The sequence below is a fragment of the Streptomyces glaucosporus genome (assembly GCF_039533345.1).
Lineage (GTDB): Bacteria > Actinomycetota > Actinomycetes > Streptomycetales > Streptomycetaceae > Streptomyces > Streptomyces glaucosporus.
On the sequence record NZ_BAAATJ010000014.1, the window covers coordinates 96,988 to 109,109 of the forward strand.

The 12,122-nt window shown below is 73.5% G+C and carries 10 protein-coding genes; 5 read left to right on the forward strand and 5 right to left on the reverse strand.

The genetic code is table 11. The features are described 5' to 3' along the window. Positions 1-20 precede the first annotated feature (20 nt). A complete protein-coding gene (locus ABD358_RS16320) occupies positions 21-695 on the reverse strand; it encodes a ThuA domain-containing protein (RefSeq protein ID WP_344631750.1) in 675 nt (224 codons plus the stop codon). Positions 696-780: 85 nt separating this feature from the next. Between ABD358_RS16320 and ABD358_RS16325 the strand changes: the two genes are divergently transcribed. Both ABD358_RS16325 and ABD358_RS16330 read left to right on the forward strand, forming a co-directional pair. Further along, positions 781-1,173 (forward strand): VOC family protein, encoded by a 393-nt coding sequence (locus ABD358_RS16325; RefSeq protein ID WP_344631751.1) that lies wholly within the window; start codon positions 781-783, stop codon positions 1,171-1,173. A gap of 11 nt (positions 1,174-1,184) precedes the next feature. Then, entirely contained in the window at positions 1,185-1,598 is a 414-nt protein-coding gene (locus tag ABD358_RS16330) for an NUDIX hydrolase (RefSeq protein WP_344631752.1), read from the forward strand. A gap of 28 nt (positions 1,599-1,626) precedes the next feature. Here the strand turns inward: ABD358_RS16330 and ABD358_RS16335 are convergent, their stop codons facing one another. From ABD358_RS16335 to ABD358_RS16345, 3 genes are all read right to left on the reverse strand, one after another. After that, the gene (locus ABD358_RS16335; protein WP_425576349.1) at positions 1,627-2,049 is read right to left on the reverse strand and encodes a nuclear transport factor 2 family protein; all 423 of its coding nucleotides are present in this window, start codon (positions 2,047-2,049) and stop codon (positions 1,627-1,629) included. A 52-nt stretch (positions 2,050-2,101) separates the two neighbouring features. Then, complete coding sequence (locus tag ABD358_RS16340; protein ID WP_344631753.1) at positions 2,102-3,949, reverse strand: ABC transporter ATP-binding protein; 1,848 nt, start codon at positions 3,947-3,949, stop codon at positions 2,102-2,104. A 122-nt stretch (positions 3,950-4,071) separates the two neighbouring features. Further along, on the reverse strand, positions 4,072-4,824 hold the full coding sequence (locus tag ABD358_RS16345; protein ID WP_344631754.1) for a L,D-transpeptidase family protein: 753 nt from the start codon (positions 4,822-4,824) through the stop codon (positions 4,072-4,074). Positions 4,825-4,994: 170 nt separating this feature from the next. Here ABD358_RS16345 and ABD358_RS16350 point away from each other — a divergent pair, with 170 nt between their 5' ends. Further along, a complete protein-coding gene (locus ABD358_RS16350) occupies positions 4,995-6,863 on the forward strand; it encodes an ABC transporter transmembrane domain-containing protein (RefSeq protein WP_344631755.1) in 1,869 nt (622 codons plus the stop codon). Continuing rightward, positions 6,860-8,641: an ABC transporter ATP-binding protein gene (locus ABD358_RS16355; protein WP_344631756.1), complete on the forward strand. Its 1,782-nt coding sequence runs from the start codon at positions 6,860-6,862 to the stop codon at positions 8,639-8,641. Before ABD358_RS16350 ends, ABD358_RS16355 begins: the two co-directional genes overlap by 4 nt. A gap of 50 nt (positions 8,642-8,691) precedes the next feature. Here ABD358_RS16355 and ABD358_RS16360 read toward each other — a convergent pair whose 3' ends face one another. Next, entirely contained in the window at positions 8,692-9,486 is a 795-nt protein-coding gene (locus tag ABD358_RS16360; RefSeq protein WP_344631757.1) for a metal-dependent hydrolase, read from the reverse strand. 121 nt (positions 9,487-9,607) lie between these two features. Between ABD358_RS16360 and ABD358_RS16365 the strand changes: the two genes are divergently transcribed. Further along, positions 9,608-12,121, forward strand: coding sequence for a DEAD/DEAH box helicase (locus tag ABD358_RS16365; RefSeq protein WP_344631758.1), 2,514 nt, complete (start codon positions 9,608-9,610; stop codon positions 12,119-12,121). The last annotated feature ends 1 nt before the right edge of the window (position 12,122 follow it).

Sequence of the window (12,122 nt, forward strand, 5' to 3'; positions counted from 1 at the left end):
GGCTGCCCGTCCCGCCGGGCTCAGGACGGGACGGGCAGCCGGGCCGCCCAGACGAGCCCGCCCAGCAGGTGACGGCGGAAGACGGGGTCGGCGTAGGACTCCGCGGTGTGGCCGAGGGCGGTGTAGAAGGAGCGGCCCCCGGTGTTCTCGTGGCACCACACCAGCGGGTGGTCCTCCCCCATCCCGCCGCCCTCGTAGCTGGCCTCGTCGGCGGAGACCAGCACCCGCACCCGGCCGCGCGGGCTGGAGCGGAAGTCGTACCACTCGTCGGTGAACGGCCAGATGGGGCCCAGGTGCGCGGTGGCCGGGTGGTCGCGGTCCTCGACGACCGCCACGCCCGGCTGGAGCGCGGGGTGCCGCTCGAAGCGGGCGCCGAGCAGTTCCCCGTACCAGGGCCAGTCGTACTCGGCGGTGGTCGCGGCGTGGACGCCGACGAAGGCGCCGCCCCCGGTGACGTACGACCGCAGGGCCTCACGCCCCTCCGGGGTGAGGACGTCGCCGCTGGTGGAGAGGAAGACCACGGCACGGCAGTCGCCCGCGGCCAGGGCGGCGGCGAGCGCGTCGGGGTCCTCGGTGGCGGTGACGGTCAGGCCGTGCTCGCCGCCGAGCGCGCGGAAGGCGTCGACTCCGTGCGGGATGGAGTCGTGCCGGTAACCGGTGGTCCGGGTGAAGACGAGGATCCGGGCGAGGCTCATGGCCCCATGATCTCCCACGCTCCCGTCGCGGGGGCGTCGGCGTGGCCGGGCCGCCGCCGGGCCCCCAGCGGCTAGGCTCGGAAGTATGCCCGCACGCCTCAAGGACCTCGTCGTGGACGCCGGCGACCACCAGGCGCTCGCCGACTGGTGGTGCGCCGCGCTGGGATACGAACGCCGCAGGACGCTGGGGCAATCCCCGCGACCGCCGGAGTGGCCGGTGGCCATCCACCACCCGCAGGACGCCGGGCCGGTGATCTGGTTCAACCCGGTGCCCGAGCCGAAGACGGGCAAGAACCGGGTCCACTTCGACGTGTGGGGCGACACCGAGGAACTCCTCGGGCTGGGCGCCACCCTGGTGCGGCGGCGCGACCGGGAGATCGAGTGGGACGTCCTGGCCGATCCGGAGGGCAACGAGTTCTGCGTGTTCTCCCCCCGGCGCGAGGCGCGTGTCCCCGGTCCGGGCGGGGTCGTCCGGTGACGGGCGGGCCCATGACCGGCCCCGGCACGCGGCTCGTCGACACGGTGGCGTGGGTGCACCTGCGCGACGGCATGGTCCTGGGCGCCCGTACGCGCGGCAAGGACCTCTTCTACATCCCCGGCGGCAAGCGCCACGACGGGGAGAGCGATCTGCGGACCCTGCTGCGGGAGGTGGAGGAGGAGCTGACCGTGGCGCTCGTGCCCGGCACGGTCGCCCACCTGGGCACGTACGAGGCGCCGGTCGACGAGCACACCACCGGCGTGGTGGTCCGGATGGCCTGCTACACGGGCGAGTACCGCGGGACGCTCGCCGCGGCCGGCGAGATCGAGGAGATCGCCTGGCTGTCGTACGCCGACTACGACCGGGTGCCTCCGGTGGACCGGCTCGTCTTCGACGACCTGCGCGCGGCGGGACGGCTGTCGTGACCGCGCCGCCGCGCGGGACGCCGGCGCCTCAGTAGCGTTCCACCAGGTGTTCCCGGCCGGCCGGCGGCTCGTACGGCTCGGGCCAGAAGTCGACGACGCTCTCGATCAGGCCGTCGTCGCCGAGGGTGAAGAAGGACAGGCCCGTCTCGGTCCCGCCCTCCGCCGTGAAGCTCGTCCAGCTCACCCCCCGGCGCTCCTCGGCCACGATCCTCTCGACGGTCACCCGCCAGTCCCCGGGGTACTCCGCGTTGAAGCGGACGTACGCCTCCCGGCCGCGGACGCGCTCGCGGGTCTGGGGGATCTCGTAGACGACGTCGGGCGCGAGCAGGGCGCCGAAGGCGCTCCAGTCCCGGTCCTGCGCCGTGGACCAGTACCGTTCGATCACCGTCCGGGCGCCGGCCCGCGCGTCGCTCCGGATGTCGCCTCTGCTGTCGTTCCGCGTTTCGGCCATGGCACCGGAGCCTGCCACACGGCGCCGGCAACGGCCGGCCCCGGGGCGGGGATCAGGCCGAGGCCGCCTCCACCGCCCCCGGGCCCGGCGTCCCGGACTCCGGGAGGACGGCGTCGCGCCGCAGCAGGTCCGCGTAGCGGCCGCCCCGGGCCAGCAGCTCCTCGTGGGTGCCGCGCTCGGCGATCCGTCCGCCGTCGAGGACGACGATCTCGTCGGCGTCGCGGATGGTGGACAGGCGGTGGGCGATCGTCAGCGTCGTACGGCCCGCCGACAGGGCGTCGACGGCCCGCTGGACGGCCTGCTCGGTACGGGTGTCCAGGGCGCTGGTGGCCTCGTCGAGGATGAGGACGGGCGGGTCGCGCAGGATGGTCCGGGCGATGGCCAGACGCTGCTTCTCCCCGCCGGAGAAGCGGTAGCCGCGCTCGCCGACGAGGGTGTCGTACCCCTCGGGCAGCGAGGCGATGTGGTCGTGGATCTGGGCGGCGCGGGCCGCGGCCTCGATCTCGGCGTCCGTGGCGTCGGGCCGGGCGAAGCGGAGGTTGTCGGCGACGGAGGCGTGGAAGAGGTAGGTCTCCTGCGACACCACGCCCACCGTCCGGGCCAGGGAGTCGAAGTCCAGGTCCCGCACGTCGATCCCGTCGATGGTCACCCGGCCGCCGGTGACGTCGTACAGCCGGGGCACCAGGTAGCTCAGCGTGCTCTTGCCGGATCCGGTGGGGCCGACGACGGCGAGGCTGCCGCCCGCGGGGACGGTCAGGTCGATGCCGTCGAGGGTGGGGGTGTCGGCGGACGGGTCGTAGGAGAAGGTGACGTTCTCGAAGCGGACCTCTCCGCGCGCCCGCTCCAGCCGCACCGGACGGGCCGGTTCGGTGATGTCCACCGGCATGTCCAGGTACTCGAAGATGCGCTGGAAGAGGGCCAGGGAGGTCTGCACCTGCACACCGGTGTTCAGCAGCGAGACGGTGGGGCGCAGCAGCCCCTGCTGGAGGGTGACGAAGGCGACCAGGGTGCCGATGGAGAACACCGGGCCGCCGACGTGCAGGAGCAGGCCCGCGGCCCAGTACAGCAGCGCCGGGATGGCCGCCATGACGATGCCGATGACCGACATCCGCCAGCGCCCGGCCATGTTGGAGCGGATCTCCAGGTCCACCAGCCGCTCGGACTCGTCGGCGAAGGCGCGGGTGAGGGAGTCGGCGCGGCCCATGGTGCGGCCCAGCAGGATGCCGCTGACCGACAGGGACTCGGTGACCATCGCCGACATCGCGGCCATCTGCTTCTGCCGCCGGGTGGCGATCTTCTTGCGCTCGCGGCCGACGCGCCGGCTGATCCAGACGAACAGCGGCAGCAGGGCGAGGGAGACGAGCGTGAGCCGCCAGTCCAGCGCGAGCATGGCCACCACGGTCGCCACCACGCTGGTGAGGTTGGAGACCAGGGAGGTCGCGGTGGAGGTCACCGTGGCCTGCATGCCGCCGATGTCGTTGGCGATGCGGGACTGGACCTCGCCGGTGCGGGTGCGGGTGAAGAACGCCAGGGGCATCCGCTGGAGCTTGGCGTAGACCTCGGTGCGCAGATCGTGCATGACGCGCTGGCCGACCGTCGTGCTGATCAGTGTCTGGAGGACGTTGAAGACGCTGGTCAGCACTGCCGTGGCGATCATTCCCAGGGCGAGGAGGGACAGCAGTCCCGTGCGCTGCCGGGGGATCGCCACGTCGAGGATCTCGCGCAGCAGGAAGGGGGAGGCGACCGAGACCAGCGAGGACGCGCCGACGAGCAGCCCGACGACGGCGAGGCGGCCGCGGTAGGGCCGGAAGAGGCCGAGGATGCGGCGGATCTGGGCGGGCGGCTGGGGCGCGCCCTTCTCCCGGGGCGGTGGTGTCCAGGCGGGTTCGTGGGGGTGCAACGCGCTCCTTCGGCGGCTGTGGGACGACGGTGGCCGATTCACCAGCGTACGGTCGGCCGCCGGGCTCCGCGCCGCGCGGCGGCGCGCCCGCGCCTCCCGCCGTGTCCGGCGCACCGGCCGTTTCAGGACGCCAGGCTCTCCCCGTCCCCCATGACCACGACCGGGTGCTGCGCCGGGTCGAGGGTGCGCAGCAGGTGCTCCATGGCGGCCCGGGACACGCTCACGCAGCCGGAGGTGCCGCTGCCGTGGTCCATGTGCAGCCAGATGCTCCCGCCCTTCTCCCGGCCCAGCGGCCGGGTGGGGTCGTTGGGCGGGGTGCCCCTGACGCGGTTGTAGTCGATGGCGATGACGTGGTCGAAGTCGTGCCAGTGCGTGCGCGGCCAGTGGCGCGGCGCGGCGAAGGCGTCGGAACGGGTGTACGGCAGCTTCGTCCCGGGGTCGGGGAGGACCCCACCCGCGTCGGAGAGGGTGAAGACGCCGACCGGGCTGCGCTTGTCGTTCTCGCGGTGGTCGCGGGTCCAGCCGCGCTTTCCGTTGTGGGCGGGCCACCGGCGTTCGCGTGACCAGGTGTCGCCGTGCCGGGTGTAGAGGACGACCTCTGCCTCCGCGGAGTCCTCGTCCTCGCCGTGGACGGCGACCACCTGGCGGGTGGCGGCGGGGATCTCGCGGTGGAGGCGGTCGCCGACTCCCGGGATGCGGCGGAACTCGGTGGGGGACGGCGAGGGCTCCGGCGGCGCGGCGGGGCGGGGCTCGCCGGCCGCCGTCCGGTCGCCGCCGCCGCAGCCCGTGAGCAGGGCCAGCGCCGCCACGGCGGCGCAGACGGCCGGGACCGCACACCGTACGCCCTGTCCGGGTCCTGTCATGGTTCTCGGCATGCCGTCCATCGTCGCACTCCGTGCGCGTCCCGCCGCAGCCGTTCCGGGCGGCCGCGGGCGTTCGCGGCCGGTTGCGCGCGGACGCGTGGAAAACCCTTTGCCCCCGGCCCGTCACCGAGGGGAGCCTTGCACAGTTGCACCTGCTCCCCCGAGACCGTCCAGGGACGCCCATGCGAATCCGCGACCTCCCCCATCCCGACCCCGGCGTTCCCGACGTGCGGTCCGGTTTCCGCCTCCTCGTCTGGCTGTGGCGCTCCCAGCTCGGCGGCCAGCTGAAGGCCCTGGCCTGGGGCACCCTCCACATGGCGGCGGTCGCCTCCTTCCCCCTGGCCGTGGGGGTGGCCGTGGAGGCCGCCGCCGCGGGTTCCGGGGAGCGCCTGGTGTCGGCGGGCGGGCTGATGCTGGTGCTGGGGCTGGCGGTCACCGCCGGCGACACCATGCTGCACCGCGCCGCCATCACCAACTGGATCACCGCGGCGGCCCGGATGCAGCAGTTGCTGGCCCGGCGGGCCGCCGGGCTGGGGGCCGCCCTGACCCGCCGGGTGGCGGCCGGGGAGGTCGTCGCAGTCTCCACTGGTGACATCGAGAAGATCGGCTGGTGCGTCGAGAGTGTCTCCCGCTTCGGGGCCGCGCTGCTGACCGCGGTCGGGGTGTGCACGGCCCTGACGGTGTACGAGCCGGTGCTGGGCGGCATGGTGTCGGCCGGCATGCTGGTCCTGGTGCTGGCCGTGCTGCCGCTGCTGCCGGTGGCGACCCGGCGCGCGGACGCGCAGCGCGCGAAGGCCGGACGGGCCACCGAGCTGGCCGCGGACACGGTGGCCGGGCTGCGGGTGCTGCGCGGCATCGGCGGTGAGGAGCTGTTCCTGGACCGGTACCGCACGGCCTCGCAGGAGGTGCGGCGGGCCGCGGTGCGCACCGCGCGGATGTGGTCGCTGATCGACGCGGTGCAGGTGCTGCTGCCGGGCCTGCTGCTGCTCTCGGTGGTCTGGTTCGGCACGCGGATGGCGCTGGACGGCCGGATCGCGGCGGGCGAACTGGTGACGGTGTACGGCGCCGTGACCTTCCTCCTCTTCCCCCTGCGGCTCTTCCAGGAGTTCGCCATGGCGTACTCCTTCTCCCGGCCGTCGGCGAAACGGGCCGCCCGGGTCCTGGCGCTGCGCCGGGAGGCGGGCGGCGCCGCGGGCGCCGGGGAGGGGACCGGCGGGGGCGCCGGGGAGCACGGCGTGCCGCGCGGTGACCTGTACGACCCGGTGAGCGGGCTGCTGGCGCCGGCCGGCCGGCTGACCGCGGTGGTGTGCGGCGACCCCGACGCGGCCGGGCGGCTCGCCGAACGGCTGGGCGGGCACGACGGCGTGGCCGGCGGCGGGGCGCCTTCAGTGCTGCTGGGCGGTGTCGCCCTGGACGAGGTGCCGCTGGAGGCCGCCCGTACCGCCGTTCTGGTGCAGGACAAGGACCCGGTCCTGCTGTCGGGCACGCTGCGGGAACTGCTCGACGTGCCCTCGTCCGGCAGGATCACCCCCGGCCGGGCGCTGGACGCGGCCCAGTGCGGGGACGTGCTCGACGCCCTGGCGCGTTCCGGCGCCGGCACGGACGGGGATCCGATGCGGTCGCGGATCACCGAGCGCGGCAGGTCCCTGTCGGGCGGCCAGCGCCAGCGGCTGGCACTGGCCCGGTCGCTGGTCGCCGACCCGGAGGTGCTGGTGCTGGACGAGCCGACCAGTGCGGTCGACTCGCACACCGAGGCCCGGATCGCCGGCGCGCTGCGCCGCCTCCGGGCGGGCCGCACCACCGTGGTGTTCTCCTCCAGCCCCCTGCTCCTGGACCGGGCCGACCGGGTGGTGTTCGTCCAGGGCGGCGAGGTGGCCGCCGCCGGCACGCACCGGGAGCTGCTGTCCGGCGTACCGGAGTACCGTGCGGTGGTCACCCGGGAGACCGAGGGCGCCGGCGACGGTGCCGGCGACCGCACCGACGACCGCACCGACGGCGGCTCCGCCGCGCGAGGGCCGCGGCGTCGCGAGCACCTGGAGGAGACCGCATGATCGGCGTCGAGCCCCCTCGGTACGACCCGGCCGCACCCGAATCGGCCGCCACCCTGCCGGTCGGCTCGCCGCGGACCGTGCGGGCCTACACCGGGGAACTGCTCCGGCGGCACCGCCGGGCATTCGTGCTGCTGGTGTCGGTGAACACGATCGCGGTGGTGGCCTCCATGGCCGGTCCCCACCTGCTGGGGCGTGTGGTGGAGGACCTCTCCTCGGGGGCGCGCGACCTCCGTCTGGAGCGCACCGTCGCCCTGTTCGCCGTCGCCCTGGCCGTCCAGGCCGTCTTCGTCCAGCAGGTGCGGCTGCGCGGTGCGATGCTGGGCGAGCGGATGCTGGCGGACCTGCGCGAGGACTTCCTGGTCCGCTCGGTGAGGCTGCCGCCGGGCGTCCTGGAGCGGGCCGGGACCGGGGACCTCCTCTCCCGGATCACCACCGACATCGACCGGCTGGCGAGTGCCGTGCGCGAGGCGGTGCCGCAGTTGTCGGTCGGCGTCGTCTGGGCGGGGCTGCTGCTGTGCGCGCTCACGGTCACGGCGCCGCCGCTGGCGCTGGCCGTCGTGATCGCGCTGCCGGTGCTGCTGGTCGGCTGCCGCTGGTACTACCGGCGGGCGCCGGCCGCCTACCGGTCCGAGGCGGCGGGCTACGCCGCCGTCGCCGGCGCGCTGGCCGAGACCGTGGACGCCGGGCGGACGGTGGAGGCCCACCGCCTGGGCCCGCGCCGGATCACCCTGTCCGAGCGCCGCATCAAGGAGTGGACCGCCTGGGAGCGGTACACGCTGTGGCTGCGGACGGTCCTCTTCCCCGTCGTCAACGCCACCCATGTGCTGGTCCTGGGATCGGTGCTGATGCTCGGCGGCCTCTTCGTGCTGCGGGGCTGGATCTCGGTGGGCGAGCTGACCACGGGCGCGCTGCTCGCCCAGATGCTGGTCGAGCCGGTCGGCATGATCCTGCGCTGGTACGACGAGCTCCAGGTCGCCCAGGTCTCCCTGGCCCGGCTGGTCGGGGTCCGTGAGATCGAGCCGGACTCCGGCGACGGCGCGGTGGTTCCCGAGGGCCGCGAGGTGCGGGCCGAGGCGGTGCGGTTCGGCTACCACGAGGGTGGGGACGTGCTCCACGGGGTGTCCCTGGACGTGGCGCCCGGTGCCCGGATCGCCCTGGTCGGTCCGTCGGGCGCGGGGAAGTCCACGCTGGGGCGGCTGCTGGCCGGGATCTACGCGCCGCGGTCGGGCGCGGTCACCCTCGGCGGGGCCGAGCTGGCCCGGATGCCGGCGGAGCGGGTGCGCGCGCACGTGGCGCTGGTCAACCAGGAGCACCACGTCTTCGTCGGCACGCTCCGCGACAACCTGCTGCTGGCGGCCCCGGACGCCGGCGACGGCGAGCTGTGGGCCGCGCTCGCCGCGGTGGACGCGGACGGCTGGGCGCGGAGCCTCCCCGACGGGCTGGACAGCGAGGTCGGCTCCGGCGGGCTGACGGTCACCCCGGCCCAGGCCCAGCAGATCGCGCTGGCCCGGCTGGTGCTGGCCGACCCGCACACCCTGGTGCTGGACGAGGCGACCTCGCTGCTGGATCCGCGCGCCGCCCGGCACCTGGAGCGTTCGCTCGCGCGGGTCCTGGAGGGACGCACGGTGGTGGCGATCGCGCACCGGCTGCACACCGCGCACGACGCGGACCTGATCGCGGTGGTGGAGGGCGGCCGGATCAGCGAGCTGGGCAGCCACGGCGAACTGGTCGCCGCGGGCGGCGCCTACGCGGCGCTGTGGCGGTCCTGGCACGGCTGAGCCCGCTCCGGACGGCTTCCCGCCGGCCGGGCCCGCCCCGGCCGGCGGGGTCAGCCGGTCAGGCCCAGGGCCCACATCCCGCTCATCGCGCCCGTGATGGTGAAGGCGGGCATCAGGACGCGCAGCTCGACCCAGCTTCCCGCCTTGAACCGCATGGACTTGGGCGGCCCCACCGGGTACCAGCGCTTGCCGCCCACGGGGATCGGCCACAGGATCGGGCAGCCGGAGACGGTGATGGCGTCGCCGACGTTGTGCACCAGGGAGCCGAGGACGATCGGCAGGCCGAGCCACAGGTACTCCTGGCCGGACCCGCCGAACAGCCAGTCCGCCCCGTTGCCCGGCTTGTTCAGGATGTCCGCCAGGATCCAGGCGCTGGTCGCGCCGAGCAGCCACACCAGGATGTCGCTGGAGACCCTCGCCGCCCGCCACAGCAGGCCCTCGACGGCCAGCACCATGTGGACGAAGAGGATGCCCAGGACCGCCCAGCGGCCCCCGAGCACCGCCAGCGCCGAGAAGCCCGCTCCCACCAGCACCGCCCACAGCCAGGTGTGGGTGAGGGTGCGGTGTCCGCCCGAACGCCGGGGATCGCCGGGCTTGCGGGTCGCCTTGTAGACCGCGCACGACAGTTTCTCGATCACCTCGCACAGCCACTTGGAGAGCGGCCCGAAGGCGCGGGAGATCGTCGCCGACTTGTGATCCAGGTCCGGGGCGAGGGCCGCGCCCGAGCAGATCAGCGCGCCGGCCACCAGGACCGGCCACGGCATCGGCCGGTCCAGGGAGTACGCCACCGCCCCCACCCCGAGCCAGGCCGCCGCCCCCGACAACGAATGCGCCGGTCCCATCATGTGCGTCCCCACCCCATCGTTTCCGCTCCGCCGCCCTGCCGGCGACACAGCGTAGCGTCAGTGATCTTCGTACGGTCGGCCGGTTCCCCCCGCGACCGCATCGGCAGGCAGTATGGAGGGCGTGACCCTTATCGATCAGATGCCGAGTACCGCCGATCCCGACGCTCTCTACGAAGCCTTCTCCCACTGGGCCGAGGGCCGGGGCATCACGCTCTATCCCGCCCAGGAGGAGGCGCTGATCGAAGTGGTCTCCGGAGCGAACGTCATCCTGTCCACCCCGACCGGCTCCGGCAAGAGCCTGGTCGCTGCCGGTGCCCACTTCGCCGCGCTCGCCCAGGACAAGGTCACCTTCTACACCGCGCCCATCAAGGCGCTGGTGTCGGAGAAGTTCTTCGACCTGTGCAAGATCTTCGGCACCGAGAACGTCGGCATGCTCACCGGCGACGCCTCGGTCAACGCCGACGCGCCGGTCATCTGCTGCACCGCCGAGGTCCTCGCCTCCATCGCGCTGCGGGACGGCGCGGACGCCGACATCGGCCAGGTCGTGATGGACGAGTTCCACTTCTACGCGGAGCCGGACCGGGGCTGGGCCTGGCAGATCCCGCTGCTGGAACTGCCGCAGGCGCAGTTCGTCCTGATGTCGGCGACGCTCGGCGACGTGAGCCGCTTCGAGGAGGACCTGACCCGGCGCACCGGGCGGCCGACCGCCGTGGTGCGCTCCGCCACCCGGCCGGTGCCGCTGAGCTACGAGTACCGCACGACCCCGCTGACCGAGACGCTCACCGGGCTGCTCGAGACCCACCAGGCACCGGTGTACATCGTGCACTTCACCCAGGCACAGGCGGTGGAGCGCGCCCAGGCGCTGATGAGCATCAACATGTGCTCGCGCCAGGAGAAGGACGAGATCGCCAAGCTGATCGGCAACTTCCGCTTCACCACCCGGTTCGGGCGGAACCTCTCCCGCTACGTCCGGCACGGCATCGGCGTGCACCACGCGGGGATGCTGCCGAAGTACCGGCGGCTGGTGGAGAAGCTGGCGCAGGCGGGTCTGCTCAAGGTGATCTGCGGCACCGACACGCTGGGGGTGGGCGTCAACGTGCCCATCCGCACGGTGCTGTTCACCGCGCTGACCAAGTACGACGGCAACCGGGTGCGGGTGCTGCGGGCCCGGGAGTTCCACCAGATCGCGGGGCGCGCCGGGCGGGCGGGCTTCGACACCGCGGGGCTGGTCGTCGCCCAGGCGCCCGAGCACGTCATCGAGAACGAGAAGGCCCTCGCCAAGGCCGGTGACGACCCGAAGAAGCGCCGCAAGGTGGTCCGGAAGAAGGCGCCGGAGGGTTTCGTCAACTGGAGCCAGAACACCTTCGAGAAGCTGATCGCCTCCGAGCCGGAGCCGCTCACCTCCCGCTTCAAGGTGACCCACGCGATGCTGCTGTCCGTCATCGCGCGTCCCGGCGACGCCTTCCAGGCGATGCGCAAGCTGCTGGAGGACAACCACGAGGACCGCCGCAGCCAGTTGCGCCACATCCGGCGGGCGATCGCCATCTACCGCTCGCTGCTGGACGGCGGGATCGTCGAGCAGCTCGCCACCCCGGACGCCGAGGGGCGCACCATCCGGCTGACCGTCGACCTCCAGCAGGACTTCGCGCTCAACCAGCCGCTGTCCACCTTCGCGCTGGCCGCCTTCGAGCTGCTGGACCCCGAATCCCCCTCGTACGCGCTGGACATGGTCTCCGTCGTGGAGTCCACCCTGGACGACCCGCGGCCGATCCTCGCCGCCCAGCAGAACAAGGCCAGGGGCGAGGCCGTGGCGCAGATGAAGGCGGACGGCGTCGAGTACGAGGAGCGCATGGAGCGGCTGGCGGACATCGGCTACCCCAAGCCGCTGGAGGAGCTGCTCTTCCACGCCTACGGCGTCTACCGCAAGAGCCATCCCTGGGTCGGCGACCACCCGCTGTCCCCGAAGTCCGTGGTCCGCGACATGTACGAACGGGCCATGACCTTCGGGGAGTTCGTCTCCCACTACGAACTGGCCCGCACCGAGGGCATCGTGCTGCGCTACCTGGCCAGTGCATACAAGGCGCTGGAGCACACCGTGCCGGACGACCTGAAGTCCGAGGACTTCCAGGACATCGTCGCCTGGCTCGGCGAGATGGTCCGCCAGGTCGACTCCAGCCTGCTGGACGAGTGGGAGCAGCTCGCCAACCCCGAGGACGAGACGGCCGAGGAGGCCCAGGACCGCGCCGACCAGGTCAAGCCGGTCACTGCCAACGCCCGTGCCTTCCGCGTCCTGGTGCGCAACGCGATGTTCCGGCGGGTGGAGCTGGCGGCCCTGGACAAGTTCCGGGAACTGGGCGAACTGGACGCCGAGTCCGGATGGGACGCCGACGCGTGGGCCGAGGCCATGGACGCGTACTGGGAGGAGTACGACGAGCTGGGCACCGGTCCGGACGCCCGCGGGCCGAAGCTGCTGCGGATCGAGGAGCACCCCGAGGACGGCCTGTGGAAGGTCCGGCAGACCTTCGCCGACCCCGCCGGCGACCACGACTGGGGCATCTCCGCCGAGGTGGACCTCACGGCGTCCGACGCGGAGGGCCGTGCTGTGATCAAGGTTCTCGACGTGGGACAGCTGTGAC